The sequence below is a fragment of the Embleya sp. NPDC008237 genome, assembly GCF_042956465.1.
Taxonomy (GTDB): Bacteria; Actinomycetota; Actinomycetes; order Streptomycetales; family Streptomycetaceae; genus Embleya.
This window is the reverse complement of sequence record NZ_JBIBGL010000008.1, coordinates 38,047-54,083: the sequence shown is the minus strand read 5'-3', so window position 1 is coordinate 54,083 and position 16,037 is coordinate 38,047. Positions and strand designations below refer to the sequence as shown.

Sequence of the window (16,037 nt, the reverse complement as noted above, 5' to 3'; positions counted from 1 at the left end):
CCCCGACGCCACACGCCGCCCGTCCGCGCGGCAGGCATATGGTCGGATCCATGAGCATCCCCGACCACGACATCTCCGCCTACGTGCACGCGCACGCGGCCGACTTCTTCGCCGATCTGCGCGCCTGGCTGGCCATTCCCTCGATCTCCGGCGACCCGGCCGCGGCGGCCGACGTCGAGCGCAGCGCGTGGTGGCTGGGCGGCGCGTTGCGCGATGCCGGCTTCCCCACCGTCGAGGTGTGGGAGACCGCCGGGTTGCCGGCGGTGTTCGCCGAGTGGCCCTCGGCCGACCCGGACGCACCCACCGTGCTGGTCTACGGGCACCACGACGTGCAGCCCGCGGCGCTCGCCGACGGCTGGAGCACGCCGCCGTTCGAGCCGACCGATCGGGGCGACCGGCTGTACGCACGCGGCGCGGCGGACGACAAGGGTCAGGTGCTCTTCCACCTGCTCGGCGTGCGGGCGCACCTGGCGGCGACCGGACGGGACACGCCCGCGGTCCACCTCAAGCTGATCGTCGAGGGTGAGGAGGAGTCCGGCTCGGAGCACCTGCCGGGGCTGCTGCGCGAGCGCCGGGATCGGCTGGCGTGCGATGTCGTGGTGGTCTCCGACACCGGCATGTGGGGCGCGGACACACCCAGCACCTGCACCGGCATGCGCGGTCTGGCCGAGGTGCAGATCGACTTCTTCGGCCCCACCTCGGACATCCACTCCGGCTCCTTCGGCGGCGCGGTGCCCAATCCGGCCACCGCGCTCGCCAGGCTGATCGCCGCGCTGCACGACGACGACGGCCACGTCACGATCCCCGGCTTCTACGACGGCGTCGGCGAACTGACGGACCGCGAGCGGGAGTTGTTCGGCAAGCTGCCGTTCGACGAGGCGGCGTGGCTGGCCAACGCGAAGTCCGCCGCGACGAGCGGCGAGGCCGGATACACCACCCTGGAACGGGTCTGGGCGCGTCCGACCGCCGAGGTCAACGGCATCTGGGGCGGCTACACCGGCCCCGGCCGCAAGACCATCGTGCCCGCCTCCGCCCACGCCAAGCTCTCCTTCCGGCTGGTGGACCGCCAGGACCCGGAGCACATCGACCGGATCGTGCGCGCGTGGGTGGCCGAACGGGTGCCCGCCGGGATCCGCTGCGAACTCGACTTCGGCACCGGTGTCCGGCCGTGCCTGACCCCGTTGGACCATCCCGCACTGCGCTCGGTGGTGAGTGCGCTCGGCCGCGCGTTCGACAGGGAGATCCTGTACACCCGCGAGGGCGGCTCCGGGCCGGAGGCCGACCTCCAGGAGGTGCTGGGCGCGCCGGTGGTCTTCCTGGGCGTCTCGCTGCCCGACGACGGCTGGCATTCGGTCGATGAGAAGGTGGAGAAGCCGCTGCTCCTCAAGGGCGCGGAGGCCGCCGCACACCTTTGGCACGATCTGGCGGCGACCTGGCACGAAGCACGATCCGGAAGGGACGTCAGTTGATCCACCCCAAGCCTGTCGCCGGACAGGCCCTGGCCCGAGCCACCCTCGACCGGGCGGCCGAACACCGCCTGGACCAGGCCTGGTTGGACCAGGCGTGGCGCACGCCCGAAACCCGCGTCCTGGTCCTGGCGCAGGGCCGGTCGCACTGGACGGGCGACCCGGGCGCGCCGCGCCTGGTCCTGGTCGAGCCGGCCCAGGCGCCCGCGGGCGAGCGGTACCTGCTCGGCGTCGACGCGGACGGCGTGCGCTACTTCGCGGTCACGGTGGAGGAGTTGGCGGAGCCCGCGGCGGACGTGCGCGCGGGCACCCTGCGCGAGCTCGGCACGCTCCTGGACGATCGGGACGCGGGGCTGCTCGTGCACGCCACCGGGCTGCACCACTGGCACCGCACCCACCGGTTCTGCGCGCGTTGCGGGCAGCCGACCGAGATCGCCGCGGCCGGCCACGTGCGCCGCTGTCCGGCCTGCGAGGCCGAGCACTACCCGCGCACCGACCCGGCGGTGATCATGCTGGTGCTGGACCGGGACGACCGGTGCCTGCTCGGCCGGCAGGCGAGTTGGCCGGACCGGCGGTTCTCCACCTTCGCCGGCTTCGTCGAGCCCGGCGAGTCGCTGGAGCAGGCGGTCGCGCGCGAACTGCACGAGGAGGTCGGCGTCCGTACCGCGTCCACCGAGTACCTCGCCAGCCAGCCGTGGCCGTTCCCCTCCAGCCTGATGCTGGGCTTCATCGCCTACGCCGAGGACGACCGGGTGCGGGTGGACGGCGAGGAGATCTCCGAGGCCCACTGGTACTCGCGGGCACAGCTCAAGGAGGCGATCGACGCGGGCGAGGTGCTGCTGCCCGGGACGCTCTCCATCGCCCGATACCTGATCGAGAAGTGGTATGGCGAAGCCTTGGACGAGGGCAACCACTGGTAGCCCCCGTCCGCACGTGCCGCGGCCCGCGACGGGAATCCGTCGTGGGCCGCGGCATTCGTCGGGTCGCTCGCGCTCAGGCGGCGAGTTCCGCGACGGCGGCCTTGACCTGGGCGAGGCTGGGGTTGGTCGCGGTCCACAGCGGGTCCCCGCCGTCCGCCGGCAGGATCACCAGCGTCGGCACCGTCTGGTTGCCGCCGTTCACACTCATCACGAAGTCGGCGGCGGCGGGGTCGTGCTCGATGTTCACCTCGGTGTAGGCGATGCCCTCGCGCTCCATCTGGCTCTTGAGCCGGCGGCAGTAGCCGCACCACGTCGTGCTGTACATCGTCACGGGGGCCGACATCGTCATGCACTCCTTTGTTCGCCCGGTCCGGGAACGGCTTCCGACATCGGCAACGTGTGTGCGACCGGTTTGATTCCACGCCTGTGCACAACCCGGGCGCCTGTGCACAACCGGGCTTCGCGTGCTCGGGATGCCTGAGAGGATGGGCCGATGATCGCTTCCCCCGACGACGTCCTGGACGCGCTCGATCCCGAGCAGCGCAGGGTGGCCAAGGCCGTCGACGGCGCCGTGTGCGTGCTGGCGGGCGCGGGCACCGGCAAGACCCGGGCGATCACCCATCGGATCGCCTACGGCGTGCTGACCGGCGCGATGCAGCCCGGCCAGACCCTGGCGGTCACCTTCACCGCGCGCGCCGCGGGGGAGATGCGCGGCCGGCTGCGCGACCTGGGCGTGCCCGGCGTTCAGGCGCGCACGTTCCACGCGGCGGCCCTGCGCCAGTTGTCCTACTTCTGGCCGAAGGTCTTCGGCGGCGCGCCGCCCCAGCTGGTGGAGACCAAGATCATGCTGGTCCGCGACGCGGTGCAGCACTGCCGACTGCGGGCCGATCGGGCCGAGCTGCGCGACATCACCGGCGAGATCGAGTGGGCCAAGGCGACCCAGACCGCGCCGGACGACTACCCGGGCGCGGTGCTCGCGGCGAGCCGCAAGCCGCCGCGTGCGGCGGCCGAGATCGCCCACGTCTACGCGGCCTACGAGAAGATCAAGTCCGGCAAGGGCCGGATGGACTTCGAGGACGTGTTGCTGCTCACCATCGGACTGCTGGACGAGCGCCCCGAGGTGCGCGAGGCGGTCCAGGCGCAGTACCGACACTTCACCGTGGACGAGTACCAGGACGTCAACCCGCTCCAGCAGCGGCTGCTGGACCTGTGGGCGAACGAGGCCCGCAGCCTGTGCGTGGTCGGCGACGCGAGCCAGACGATCTACTCGTTCACCGGCGCGACGCCCGCCTACCTGCTCGGCTTCCGCCGCCGGTATCCGGACGCCGAGGTGGTCGAGCTGGTCCGCGACTACCGCTCCACCCCCCAGGTGGTGGGCCTGGCCAACCGGCTGCTCGCACACGCCTCGGGCGAGGCGGCGAAGCACCGGCTGAAACTGATCTCGCAGCGCGGCGAGGGCCCGGCCCCGCGCTTCGTCGAGCACGCCGACGAACAGGCCGAGGCGGAGAGCACCGCGAAGCAGATCCGCGCGCTGATCGAGGACGGTGTGCGGCCCGCCGAGATCGCCGTGCTGTTCCGGACCAACTCGCAGTCCGAGGCGTACGAGCAGGCGCTCGCCGAGCAGTCCGTGGCGTATCTGCTCAAGGGCGCCGAGCGCTTCTTCGAGCGCGCCGAGGTGCGCCAGGCGGTGGGCTTCCTGCGTGCGCACGCCATCTCGGGTGGATCCGAATCCGAGTCGGAGACCGGCTCCCTGCCGGGCGAGGTGCGCGCGGTGCTGGGCAATACCGGGTGGAGCGCGGAGCCGCCCGCCGGATCCGGTCAGGCGCGGGAGAAGTGGGAGTCGCTGGCCGCGTTGTTGCGGCTCGCCGAGGAGTTCGCGGCCAAGCGGCCACAGGCGACGCTGCGCGACTTCAACGTCGAATTGGCCGAGCGGGCGAACGCGCAACACGCGCCGACGGTGGAGGGGGTCACGCTCGCGTCGCTGCACGCGGCCAAGGGCCTGGAGTGGGACGCGGTGTTCCTGGTCGGCCTCAACGAGGGCATGATGCCGATCGCCTACGCGGACACCCCGGACAAGATCGAGGAGGAGCGCCGGCTGCTCTACGTCGGGGTGACCCGCGCCCGCGAGCGGTTGACCCTGTCCTGGGCGCTGGCCCGCACTCCCGGCGGGCGGCCGCGCAAGGCCTCCCGGTTCCTGGACGGCCTGCGCGGCGGCGGCTCGTCCGGCACCGGCTTCGGGCAGCCCGACGCGTTCCGCGCCCCGGGCTCGGTCCGCGGTCCGGACGGTACGACCCGGCCCCGGCGCAAGGTGGGACCGGTGCGCTGCCGGGTCTGCGCGCGCGCGCTCCAGGACGCCGCCGAGCGCAAGATCGGCCGCTGCCTGGACTGCCCCTCGGACATCGACGAGTTCCTGTTCGAGCAACTGTGCGCGTGGCGGCTGGAGCAGGCTCAGGAACAGAGCCAGCCCGCGTTCGTCATCTTCACCGACGCGACGCTGACCGCGATCGCCGAGGCCCGGCCGCTCAACGAGCGCCAACTCGCCGCGATTCCGGGGGTGAGCCGGACCAAGCTGGACCGATTCGGTGACGACGTGCTCGCGCTGTGTGCGGGCCACGACCCGACGATCGAGCCCGTACCGGACGACTTCGAGCACATCCCGGTGGACGAGGATGCCCCCGACGGGGTGTGAGGTGTGAGGGGTTTCCCTCAAGTGACGAGAACCATGCAATAAATCGTTTGCGTCTCGCTCCGAACCGCATCTACGCTCACGAGCACGGTCGGAACGTTCGACCGTGCTCGTCCGTGAAACTTGGAAGCACCCCTGCGGTGTTGCCCCGAAACCCTCTCGAAAGGAGGTGAACGTCGTGATCACCAGGAACTTGAAAGCCCAGCGTCAGGCGTTCGCCGCCGCTTCGGTCGTGGTGTCGGTGGGCTCCGCCAAGCTGTCGCATGCCGATCTCTCCCTGCCCAAGTCCGGCCTGGCCGGGCTCCCCCTGGATCTGTCCTATGCCGGGACCGATGCCCTGATCACCGCCTCCGCGCGACTGCGCGGCAACGGCAGTGGTGTGTCCGCAGCAGCGGGTGCCTCAGGTCTCGTCGGTCTGGCGGGCAGCGCCGAGGGTCCGTGGCAAGGCGAGCAGGCAGCCACGACGCGTCGCAACGAGCGACCGTCGAGTGCGGCGGCTTGCGAGCAGGCGCAGAAGCAGGAAACGCAGCAGGCCAATGGCATGACCATGGCCGGTTTTGCCGGTAACAACGGGTATCCGTCCTGGAGGAACAGGACCTGACGAGACGTCAGGTCGGCACCCTCCAGGGCCGCGGAATCCCGAACACCGGGATCCGCGGCCCTTGTCTTTTGTCGGCTGTCAGCAGCACCGAGTAGCGACCACCGGGGACACGAGTCCCACGAATCACAGGAGCACCACGTGCCCCACGTCAAACCCCCCGCACCCGGCAGCACAGCCACAGCGACATCGGAGGTAGACCTGATGACCCTCACCGCTTTCGAGGACGTCGAGCAGCTCGAGTCGACGATCCCCTGCCGTTCCTACGACCCGGAGGTCTTCTTCGCCGAGTCCCCCGAGGACGTCGAGTACGCGAAGGCCCTCTGCCGTGAGTGCCCCGTGCGCGAGATGTGCCTCCAGGGTGCGCTCGAGCGCCGCGAGCCCTGGGGCGTCTGGGGTGGCGAGCTCTTCGTGCAGGGCGTCGTCGTCGCCCGCAAGCGTCCCCGTGGCCGTCCGCGCAAGACGGAGGTCGCCGCGTGACCCCGCCCGCAGGACCCCGACGCACGAGCACCCGACGCACCACGTACGCGCAGGAACCCATGAAGCACATCCACGACACGAACGCCGTTTTGCCCAATGACAGGAGCAGGGAGTTGCATCTCATCAACGAAGCCCTCGCGAGGGCTCAGATGGATCAACAGCTCCGTGAAGCGGAGCTCCAACGCAGGGCGTACCACGTCCGGATGGCGCGCAGGATGCGCCGTCGGGCGGAGGTCGCCTCCATGCGCGCCCGCCGGGCCCTCGCCATCGCGGTGATGTAGCAGAGCCGGTGCGCAACACGCCGAAGGGCGGGCACTCCCCGAGGGGAGTGCCCGCCCTTCGGCGTGCGCGGGGCCAACGCCCGGTGGTGCGCCCGGAGTTCTCGCCCGCGTCGGTCTACTCGACGTCTTCGACGTCCTCGGCATCCTCGACGGAGAAGTCGAACTCCTCGGCCTCGTAGTCCTCTTCGGCGAAGCCGGGCAACCACGTGACCAGTTCGTCGCGGAACGGCGCGGTCGCACCGAGCTGGCACAACACGCCGATCGTGCTCAGCGTGACCCGGTGGATCAGCAGGTAGCTCGGCGGCAGATTCAGCTGCCGGGCCAGCGCGGACGCGGGATTGCGCGGGTCGCCGACCCGCGCGCCCTGTTCGCGCATCCAGGCTCGGGTGAAGGTGAACTCCTCGGCCTCGGCCGGTTCCAGGAACGGCAGCAGGTAGTCCAGGACTTCGGCCGCGTCCAGCCGGATCGACGGCTTGACGAAGCCCTCGGTGCGGAGCACCTGCATCACGCTCTCCGCGTCGCCGTCGAGCGCGAGCCGAAACGCCCGGCCGATCGGCTCGGGCAGCCCCTCGGGCAGTCGGTTGACCGTGCCGAAGTCCAGGACGCCCAGCCGCCCGTCGTCGAGCAGGCGGAAGTTGCCCGGGTGCGAGTCGGCGTGCAGCATGCCGGTGCGCGCGGGGCCGGAGAACAGGAAGCGGCTGAGCATGTGCCCGGCCCGGTCGCGCTCTTCCTGGCTGCCCTTGTCGATCACCTGGGACAGCGGCTTGCCGTCCATCCACTCGGTGATCAGCACCCGCTCGGTCTGGTGCACCACGTGCGGCACGAAGATGTCCGGGTCGCCGTCGAACTCCACGGCGTGCGCGGTCTGCGCCTCCGCTTCGAGCTGGTAGTCCAGCTCCTCCGCGACCCGGGCCTTGAGCTCGGCGATCAGCGGCTTGACGTCGATGCCCGGGATCAGCGCGCCGGCGAAGCGGGCGACGTGGCCGAGCTGATTGAGGTCGGAGATCAGCGCGTCGCCGGCCCCGGGGTACTGGATCTTGACCGCGACGGCGCGCCCGTCGTGCCAGACCGCCCGGTGCACCTGGCCGATCGAGGCGGCTGCGGCGGGGGTCTCGGAGAACTCCTCGAACAGCGAGCGCCAGTCGCCGCCGAGATTGTCGGCGAGTGCCTTGTGCACGGTACGCGCCGGCATCGGCGGAGCCGCGTCCTGGAGTTTGGTCAGCGCCGAGCGGTAGGGCCCGGCCACCTCCTCGGGCAGCGCCGCCTCGAACACCGACAGGGCCTGCCCGAGTTTCATCGCGCCGCCCTTCAACTCGCCGAGCACCTTGAAGAGTTGTTGCGCGGTGCGCTGCTGGAGTTCGGCGGCGACGATCTCGGCCGGTCTGCCACCGATGCGCCTGCCCAGGCCCAGTGTCGCCCGGCCGGCCACCCCCAACGGGAGGGAGGCGAGCTTGGCGGTGCGGGTCACGGCCCTACGCGGAAGATCGCTCACGCGACCCATTGTGTCCGACTCGACGCTTCGGCATGTGCGATGGGCCCCACCTCTTGCGCCGGGTGGGTGGCCCGACAGTCGCAGCGGGGGTGCGGCGACCAGCTCCGGCGCCGGGTCAGGCCGTCCGGCAGCTCGATCTCCACGGTGCCGTCCACGGTCGTGGGCAGCGCGCCGTCGAGGAAGGTGAGCACCTGCAGGCACGCCCGCGCCGCGACCTCGGTGGCGAGCACCACATCGCACGGGGCGTCGCCGGGCACGGGCGCCGCCGCGAGTTGGGCGAGCAGGCGCGGCCAACCGGGATCGCGGTCGCTGCGGGCCAGATCCAGACAGCGCCCGCACGCCGACCGTCCCACCAGCACGAACGGCCCGATCACCCCGGTCGTCTCGCGGATGTCCGCGTACAGGTGCGGCACCCGCTGCCGGACCAGCCGGGCGCCCGGCGCCGGATCCGGGCGGCCCTCCGGCACGAGCACCGCGACGTCGGGGGTGCCGCGTCCGGCGGGCAGCGCACACCGCACGCCCGGGGCCAGTCGGCGCAGCGCGGCTCGCACCGTGGTCTCCCGGCGCGGGCGCTCCTCGTCCCAGCCGAACGCCACCGGCCCGGCATCGCCCGGGCGCACCGGCCGGCGGTCCGCGGGCACCACGTGGCCCACGCCGGCGGCGGCGAGCAGCCCGGCCACCGCCGCGCCCACCCGGCCGGCGCCGTGCACCGCCACCACAGCCCGGGCGCGTCGGTCCAGCGCGGCCAGGCCCGCGTCGCCGCTGCCGTGCACCAGGGCGAGCGAGGTCAGGTCGGGACCCAGCCGGGCCCGCTCGCGGGGCAGCGCGGGCACCGGGGTGGGTCGCCCGGAGGCGTCCTCCAGAACTCCCTCGCGGGCCAGCAGGTCGAGCACCGCCTCGGCGTGCGCGCGACCCAGCCCCACCCGTTCGGCCAGCTCCCAGGTCCGGTCCAGGTCGCGGGTGCCGTCCAACTGCTCGACGAAGCGGGTGGTGGTCGGATCCAGCCCGCCGAGCAGCACCGCCCGGCGCGGATCCAGGCCCAGTTGCAGGGTCTGTCGATCGCGCCACAACCGACGCAGGGCGGGCTTGAGGAGCGGGCGCATGGTCGGCCTCCGAGCATCGATACACCGGGAACGGGGAGAGGGACCGAGATCCGCGGGACGGCTCGGCCGGCCCAGCGTGCCCGACCGCGGACCGCCGGGTATTTCGTCGTCCACAACCGGCGTATGAATATGCTATTTGGAAATATTAGGCACAGAAGAATGGAATGGGAGATATCGAACGAATAGCGCTTTCGCCGCGCTGCGACATGGGATCGGGCGATGTCGAATATCCCCCGGCCGGCCCGAAGTGCGGGCGCCCTGTCGGTGCGGTCGGTTAACGTCCTGGTTGTGGTCGCCGATCCCGGGGCCGGACGCGACACGTCGTCCGGAGCCCCCTACCAGGGTGCCGTCGAGGTGCGTCGCAGCGCCCGACGGAAACGAACCGTGTCGGCCTACCGGGACGGGGATCGGACCGTGGTCCTGCTCCCCGGCCGGATGACGCAGACCGAGGAGAAACGCTGGGTCGGCGTGATGCTCGAGCGCCTGGCCGCCCAGGAGCGCCGCCGACGGCCCAGCGACGAGGACCTCGCCGTCCGGGCCCGCGAGCTCTCCGCCCGCTATCTGGGCGGACGGGCGCAGCCGGCGAGCGTGCGTTGGGTGGGCAATCAGAACACCCGCTGGGGTTCGTGCACGCCGGTCGACGGCACGATCCGACTCTCCACCCGGCTGCGCGGCATGCCGACGCATGTCGTCGACTATGTATTGCTGCACGAACTCGCGCATTTGCTGGTGCCCGGTCACGGGCCGCGCTTTTGGACGCTGCTCGCCGCATATCCGCGCACCGAACGCGCACGGGGATATCTGGAGGGTGTCGCGGCCGCGAGCGGACTGGCGATGAGCGACGACAAGGACGATGTGGAAACCGCGGCAGGCACCCCGCAGGCGGTGCCGCCGGAAGCGGCGCCGACCACCCGCGGCCGAGGCGCCTCGCCGGGCCCGCGCGCGGCCCGCAAGGGCACCGCCGCTGCGGACGGTACGCGCGCCGGGACTGCGCGCGATCGCACCGGCCGCAAGCCCCGCGGCTGACCCGGATCCGGGCCCCGCGAGTCGTCGCGGCGCCGGATTCGGGCGTATAGCGTGAGGCGCGTACGCAACCGGGAACCGGTCGTGGGGAATCGCTCGTCGGCGCTACGAGAGCGCCGTCGGGCGTTGTGCCGTACCCGGACCGGGGCGGATCCGATGTTGTAGCGTGCCGAGCGCGGCGGGGACCCAGGTGGTGGGCGCCCGCACCGCCGGTGGGCGGAAAAGCGGGGAAGGGAGCCACACAGTGGTCGAGTTCAGGAAGGGACAGAAGTCGAAGCTGTCCGACCTGACCGCGGGGACCGATCTGTATGTCGGGGTGCAGCTGGAAAGCCCCGGGCTGACGTTCGACATCGCGTGCTTCGGGTTGGACGCGGGCGAGCGGCTGTCCGACGATCGGTACTTCATCTTCTTCAACCAGCCCAAGTCGCCCGAGGAATCGATCCAGCTCCTCGGTGCCCAGGCCGGTGACACCGAGTCCTTCCGGGTGACGCTCGACCGAGTCCCGCCGAACGTCAACAAGCTCGCGTTCACCGCGACCGTGGACGGCGACGGCGTGATGTCCCAGGTCGCCTCCGGCTACCTGCGGATCGTCGCGGGCGGCCAGGAGGTCGCGCGCTACTCGTTCACCGGGCGCGAGTTCAGCACCGAGCGTGCCGTGATGATCGCGGACATCTACAAGAAGGACGTCTGGCGCTTCTCCGCCGTCGGACAGGGCTTCGACGGCGGGCTGCGCGCGCTCTTGGAGAACTTCGGCGGCGAGGTCGCCGAGGACGAGCCGGACGAGGCGCCCAAGCCGAACCCGGTGCCCTCCGGTGCCGCCCCGGGCTTCGCTCCGCCCGGCGCCGGCGGCATGCCGCCGCAACAGCCCGCACCCTCGTTCGGCCCGCCCGGAGGCGGCCCGCCGCCTGCCCCGACCCCGAACTTCGGCCCGCCGCCCGGCGCGCCCCAGCCGGTCGGCGCGATGCCGGCGCACGGCGGCCCGCCGCCCGGCCCGCCCCAGTACAACCAGCCCGGCACACCGCCGCACGGCGCCCCCGGCGGGTATCCGCCGCCGCCCGGCCCGCCGCAGTACAACCAGCCCCAGGGCACGCCGCCGCACGGCGCGCCGGGAGGCTACCCGCCGCCGCCCGGCCCGCCCGGTCCCGGCGGCTTCCCGCACCAGACGCCGCACCAGGGCCACATGGCGCCGCCCGCTCCGCCCGGCGGCTACCCGCCTCCGTCCGGCCCCGGGGGCTACCCGCCGCCCGGCCCGCCCGGACCCGGCGGCTACCCGGGAGCGGGGCAGCCCGGCCAGATGCAGCCCACGCTGCAGATGCCGGTGCCCGGCGGCCCGCCCGGCCCGCCCGCACCGCCGCCCGGCATGCAGGGAGTGGGCGTCGCCTCGTCCGAGCCCGCCTTCCAGTACGGCATCGAGCAGTACCGCGAGGTGGCCGCCGGCGGTCGCTGGACCCAGCAGAACGCCAAGATGGTCCGCGTCGACGTCTCCGGCGGCAAGGTGATCGCCCGCCAGGGCGTGATGGTGGCCTACCAGGGCGACGTGAAGTTCAAGTTCCAGGGGCAGAGCCTGCGCAGCCGCTACGACAACCGGCAGACCGGCCAGTCGCTCGAACTGATGCGCTGCGAGGGCAACGGCGAGGTGTTCTTCGCCGAGGACGCCGCCCACCTGCACCTGGTCGAGCTCCAGGGCAACAAGCTGTTCGTCAACGTGGCCAACGTGCTCGCCTTCGACGAGGGCCTGACCATCGAGCCGGCCCGGGTCGAGGGCGTGGGCATCCCCGGCGGCGCGCTGTTCGCGCAGACCTTCAGCGGCCAGGGCACGGTGGTGGTCAAGACCCAGGGCATCCCGCTGGTGCTCCCGGTCCAGGGGCCCACCTTCGCGGACAGCAACGCGATCGTGGCGTGGACCGACATGGACGTCTCCACCACGACCCAGATGCGGCTGCGCCGGACCGCCTTCCCCGGGCACAGCGGCGAGACGGTCAACCTGCAGTTCCGCTGCCCGCCCGGCAGCAACAACTTCATCGTCGTCCAGCCCTACGAGGTGTGAGGGGAACATGGATCAGCAACTGATCGCCGCGTACGGGCAGACCGCCCCTCAGGCTCGGATGAGCGCACACGGCAACAAGATCTGTCGGGTCAACATCCAGCCCGGCGCACCCGGCGTGTTGGCCAAGCAGGGCGCGATGATCGCCTACGAGGGCTACATCCGGTTCGCCGGCCACGGCCAGGGCGCGCAGCGCCGGGTGACCGGCGGCCTCACCGGCGAGCGCATGCACCTGATGAGCTGCACCGGCCAGGGCGACGTGTACTTCGCCGACTACGGCGCGGACGTGGCCATCATGCAGCTCAACCAGGGCGAGGGGCTGTCGGTCAACGCGAGCAACATCCTCGCGTTCGACGAGAACCTGGAACACCGGATCAAGATGGTGAGCGGGGTCACCGCGAAGTTCAGTGGCAACGGCCTGTTCAACATGGAGCTGTCCGGCCAGGGCTGGGTCGCGATCACCACGCGCGGCACGCCCGTCGTGCTCAACCCGTCCGAGCGCGAGACCTACGTCGACCCGGACGCGCTGGTCGCCTGGAGCACCAGCCTCAAGGTCGGCACCAAGCGCTCGATGCGGCTCGGCGGCATCGTCGGGCGCGGTTCCGGCGAGGCGATGCAGGTGTCCTTCAAGGGCAACGGCTTCGTCGTCGTGCAGCCGGCCGAGGACGCCACCGACCGTTTCCACGTGCGCGGCTGACCGCGAGCGAAGGAGGAATACCGTGCAAAGCTCGCTTTTCGGTCACGCGCCCATGCAGACGCCCGAGCGGTTCAGTCTGCAGAACGCGCACATGCTCAAGGTGCAGCTCGGCAACGGACTGCCGGACCATTGCCTGGCCCGGGTCGGCTCGATGGTCGCCTACCAGGGCGCGATCGACTTCGACGGGAACATGCGCACCGGTGCCGAGCAGCAGGCCGCCGCGGCGACCGGCGAACAGCTCAACCTGATGCGCGCCCACGGCACGGGCACCATGTGGCTGGCCAACATGGCCCAGTCGATCCACGTGCTCGACCTCGACTTCGAGGGCCTGACCGTGGACGGGCAGTACGTCCTGGCCCTGGACAGCACGCTCAGCTGGAACGTGGTCGCGATCGAGAGCGCGCAGTCGGTCGCCGGCGCCGGTTCCTACAACCTGGACATCAGCGGCAACGGCAAGATCGCGCTGATGACCTCCGGCAAGCCGCTGATCATGCGGGTCACCCAGGGCGCCGAGGTGTTCGCGGACGCCGACGCGGTGATCGCGTGGAGCACCCGGCTGTCGATCAGCATGCAGGCCCAGACCAACTCGGCGCGGATCTACCGCCGCCGCCGGGGCACCGGCGAGGGCTGGAACATGGCCTTCATGGGCGAGGGCTACGTCGTGGTCCAGCCCAGCGAGATGTTGCCGCCCGTCGAGTTCATCTCGGCCGGCGGTTACCTGGCCAACCGGGGCCTGGGACAGGACGGCGGCGTCCGGGGCAACACCTGGGGCCAGTAGCCGGCAGCCGTACATCGCACGAGGGGCGCCCGACCGGAGATCGGTCGGGCGCCCCTCGCGGTGTCGCGTCGTGGCCTCGCGGCGCTCAGAGCACCTCGCGGGCCCGGGTCACCAGCGCCCGGACCGAGTCGTCCGTCCCGGTGGGCAGCGCATCGAACGCGAACCACTGCAGATCCAGCGACTCCTCGCTGATCAGCTCGGTCGAGCCGGGCGGGGCCAGCGCGACGTACTGCACGTCCAGGTGCACCGCGCACGGCGTGTGATGCCGGTCCAGACCGACCGGCGCGCCGCCGGCGAGCAGGGTCAGGCCGGTGATCCCGGACTCCTCACGCGCCTCGCGCAGCGCCGCCTCGGCCACCGTGCGGTCCACCGGCTCGCAGTGCCCGCCGGTCTGCAACCACTTGCGGACCTTCGCGTGCAGGGTCAGCAGCACCTGCCCCCGAGCGGGGTCCACGATCACCGCGCTCGCCGTCACGTGGGCCTCCGGGCAGGCCTTGAGCATGCCGTCCTCGTGCGCGGCCAGGTGCGTCAGGTAGGCCCGACGCAGCCGGTCCGCCCGGTCGTCGGGCGCGTCCCACTTCGACAACACGTCGACCGCGTCGAGCCGCAGGCTCACGCGTCGGACCCCTTCCCGCCGTCCTTGCCCTCAGACTCGTCGCCGCGGCCGGACTCGCCGGCGGGCGCGTCGCCGGTGGACTCGTCGGCACCGGGCTTGTCGAGGCTCGGCTTGGCACCGCTCGGCTTGTCGTCGGTCGACTCCAGCCGGTCCAGGTCCGCATCCAGCTCGGCGTCCAGGCCGGACAGGTCCAGCTCGGCGTGGTGCACGAAGCCGTCCGGGTCGTCCAGGTCGTCGGCGGTCGGCAACATGTCGGGGTGCTGCCACACCGCGTCCCGGCCGTCCACACCGCGCGCGTCCGCGAGCGAGGCCCACAGGCGCGCCGCGTCGCGCAGCCGGCGCGGGCGCAGCTCCAGCCCGACCAGCGTGGCGAACGTCTGCTCGGCCGGGCCGCCGGTCGCCCGTCGCCGGCGCAGCGTCTCGCGCAGCGCACCCGCCGAGGGCAGCCGAGGCTCGGCAGCGCTGTGCACGACCGCGTCCACCCAGCCCTCCACGAGCGCCAGCGCCGTCTCCAGGCGGGACAGCGCGGTCTTTTGCTCCGGGGTCTCCTCGGGCTCGAACAGACCCTGCGAGAAGGCCTCCTGGAGCGCCTCGGGGTTGCTCGGGTCGATCCGCCCCGCGGCCTCCTCCAGCCGGCTCATGTCCACCTTGATGCCCCGCGCGTACGCCTCGACCGCGCCGAACAGGTGCTGCCGCAACCACGGCACGTGCGCGAACAACCGCTGGTGCGCCGCCTCGCGCAGGGCCAGGTACAGCCGGACCTCGTCCTGCGGCAGCGACAGCCCCTCGCCGAACGCGGTCAGGTTGGCCGGCAGCAGCGCGGCCTTGCCCGCGGGCCCGATCGGCAGCCCGACGTCGGTCGAACCGACCACCTCGCCGGCCAGCGCGCCCAGCGCCTGCCCGACCTGGGCGCCGAACATCGCGCCGCCCATGCCGCGCATCATGCCGAGCAGCGGCCCGGCCATGCTCTGCATCTCCTCGGGCATCATCTCGCCCATGGCCGCGACCACCCGGGTCGCCAGCGGCTCGACCAGCGCGCGCCACTGCGGCAGCGTCGCCTCGATCCACTCGGAGCGACTCCACGCCGCGGTGGTGCTCACCCCGGAGGGCAGCGAGGTGGCCTCGTCCAGCCACAGTTCGGCCAGCCGCACGGCCTCCTCGACACCCGCGCGCTCGACCGCGCCGATCGACGCGTCGCCCTGCTGGGCCACCGTCTGCCGGGCGATGTCCCGGGCCAGATCCCAGTTGACCGGGCCGCCCTCGTACGACAGCAGCTTGCCCAGCTGCTGGAACGCGGCGCCCAGGTCGGCCTGGTTCATCTGCCCGAACAGCGCGCCGAACGGATTGTTGGGGTCACCGCCGGCCGCGCCGAAGCCGAACGGGTCGTTGGGGTTCGAGCCACCGGAACCGCCGCCGGGACGATCGGGGTCGTCGTCGCCCGAGGGCTTGCCGAAGCCGAAGGGGAAGTCAGCCATGGTTGGGCCCCTCTACGTTGTCCACGTGTGCGGCGCCCTCGGGCCCGACCACTCGATGCTGACTCACGGTTACCTCGTCTCGCTCGGCCTGTCCGCCGTTCCGGCCGGAGGCAACGCCGCAGGAGCGCCGATTCGCGCCTGGCGTGAAGATCACAACAACACCTCCGGCAGGATGGATCGCGGACACTGACAGGAAAGGCAAGCAGTCGCGCGTACCTTTCTTGACGAACCGCTCGTACCAAACTAACCACGGGAGACCGCCAGTGAGTTCCCAGCCCCCACGCGTTCGCTCTGGGCGGAGCGGGCGGGAGAGCACGAGCGATGGCACCGGGACCGATGCCTCGGAGACCGCTCCGGAGCCCAATGCCTCGGCCTCGG

14 protein-coding genes and 1 pseudogene are annotated in these 16,037 nt (G+C 72.0%); 10 read left to right on the top strand and 5 right to left on the bottom strand.

Annotated elements, in window-relative coordinates; genetic code table 11:
* The first annotated feature begins 50 nt into the window (after window positions 1-50).
* Both ACFZBU_RS21310 and nudC read left to right on the top strand, forming a co-directional pair.
* On the top strand, window positions 51-1,469 hold the full coding sequence (locus tag ACFZBU_RS21310) for a dipeptidase (protein WP_391585197.1): 1,419 nt from the start codon (window positions 51-53) through the stop codon (window positions 1,467-1,469).
* Entirely contained in the window at window positions 1,466-2,386 is a 921-nt protein-coding gene (gene nudC, locus ACFZBU_RS21305) for an NAD(+) diphosphatase (RefSeq protein WP_391585196.1), read from the top strand. The genes ACFZBU_RS21310 and nudC overlap by 4 nt, the downstream gene beginning before the upstream one ends.
* A gap of 73 nt (window positions 2,387-2,459) precedes the next feature.
* Here nudC and ACFZBU_RS21300 read toward each other — a convergent pair whose 3' ends face one another.
* Entirely contained in the window at window positions 2,460-2,729 is a 270-nt protein-coding gene (locus ACFZBU_RS21300) for a mycoredoxin (RefSeq protein ID WP_391585195.1), read from the bottom strand.
* Between the two features lie 150 nt (window positions 2,730-2,879).
* Between ACFZBU_RS21300 and ACFZBU_RS21295 the strand changes: the two genes are divergently transcribed.
* The 4 genes from ACFZBU_RS21295 (at window position 2,880) to ACFZBU_RS21280 (ending at window position 6,431) form a co-directional block, all read left to right on the top strand.
* On the top strand, window positions 2,880-5,075 hold the full coding sequence (locus ACFZBU_RS21295) for an ATP-dependent DNA helicase UvrD2 (RefSeq protein ID WP_391585194.1): 2,196 nt from the start codon (window positions 2,880-2,882) through the stop codon (window positions 5,073-5,075).
* Window positions 5,076-5,250: 175 nt separating this feature from the next.
* Window positions 5,251-5,673, top strand: a complete 423-nt coding sequence (locus tag ACFZBU_RS21290; RefSeq protein WP_391585193.1) for a hypothetical protein — start codon at window positions 5,251-5,253, stop codon at window positions 5,671-5,673.
* A gap of 138 nt (window positions 5,674-5,811) precedes the next feature.
* A complete protein-coding gene (locus tag ACFZBU_RS21285) occupies window positions 5,812-6,150 on the top strand; it encodes a WhiB family transcriptional regulator (RefSeq protein ID WP_355541030.1) in 339 nt (112 codons plus the stop codon).
* Window positions 6,151-6,209: 59 nt separating this feature from the next.
* Complete coding sequence (locus ACFZBU_RS21280; protein ID WP_355541032.1) at window positions 6,210-6,431, top strand: hypothetical protein; 222 nt, start codon at window positions 6,210-6,212, stop codon at window positions 6,429-6,431.
* A gap of 115 nt (window positions 6,432-6,546) precedes the next feature.
* On the opposite strand, the gene ACFZBU_RS21275 is transcribed toward ACFZBU_RS21280, so the two are convergent.
* Window positions 6,547-7,923 carry an ABC1 kinase family protein gene (locus tag ACFZBU_RS21275; RefSeq protein WP_391585192.1) on the bottom strand — a complete coding sequence of 459 codons (1,377 nt, stop codon included), beginning with the start codon at window positions 7,921-7,923 and terminating at the stop codon, window positions 6,547-6,549.
* Window positions 7,920-9,026, bottom strand: a complete 1,107-nt coding sequence (locus ACFZBU_RS21270; RefSeq protein WP_391585191.1) for a ThiF family adenylyltransferase — start codon at window positions 9,024-9,026, stop codon at window positions 7,920-7,922. Before ACFZBU_RS21270 ends, ACFZBU_RS21275 begins: the two co-directional genes overlap by 4 nt.
* 219 nt (window positions 9,027-9,245) lie before the next feature.
* Here ACFZBU_RS21270 and ACFZBU_RS21265 point away from each other — a divergent pair.
* From ACFZBU_RS21265 to ACFZBU_RS21250, 4 genes and pseudogenes are all read left to right on the top strand, one after another.
* Window positions 9,246-9,857: pseudogene (locus ACFZBU_RS21265) on the top strand (M48 family metallopeptidase); the annotation flags it as partial.
* A 436-nt stretch (window positions 9,858-10,293) separates the two neighbouring features.
* A complete protein-coding gene (locus ACFZBU_RS21260; RefSeq protein ID WP_391585190.1) occupies window positions 10,294-12,096 on the top strand; it encodes a TerD family protein in 1,803 nt (600 codons plus the stop codon).
* Between the two features lie 7 nt (window positions 12,097-12,103).
* Window positions 12,104-12,790 (top strand): AIM24 family protein, encoded by a 687-nt coding sequence (locus ACFZBU_RS21255; protein ID WP_391585189.1) that lies wholly within the window; start codon window positions 12,104-12,106, stop codon window positions 12,788-12,790.
* Window positions 12,791-12,812: 22 nt separating this feature from the next.
* Complete coding sequence (locus ACFZBU_RS21250) at window positions 12,813-13,568, top strand: AIM24 family protein (RefSeq protein ID WP_391585188.1); 756 nt, start codon at window positions 12,813-12,815, stop codon at window positions 13,566-13,568.
* 85 nt (window positions 13,569-13,653) lie between these two features.
* Here the strand turns inward: ACFZBU_RS21250 and ACFZBU_RS21245 are convergent, their stop codons facing one another.
* Together ACFZBU_RS21245 and ACFZBU_RS21240 are read right to left on the bottom strand one after the other, a co-directional pair.
* Window positions 13,654-14,184, bottom strand: a complete 531-nt coding sequence (locus ACFZBU_RS21245; protein ID WP_391585187.1) for an NUDIX hydrolase — start codon at window positions 14,182-14,184, stop codon at window positions 13,654-13,656.
* Window positions 14,181-15,659, bottom strand: coding sequence for a zinc-dependent metalloprotease (locus ACFZBU_RS21240; RefSeq protein ID WP_391585186.1), 1,479 nt, complete (start codon window positions 15,657-15,659; stop codon window positions 14,181-14,183). The genes ACFZBU_RS21245 and ACFZBU_RS21240 overlap by 4 nt, the downstream gene beginning before the upstream one ends.
* Window positions 15,660-16,037 lie beyond the last annotated feature (378 nt).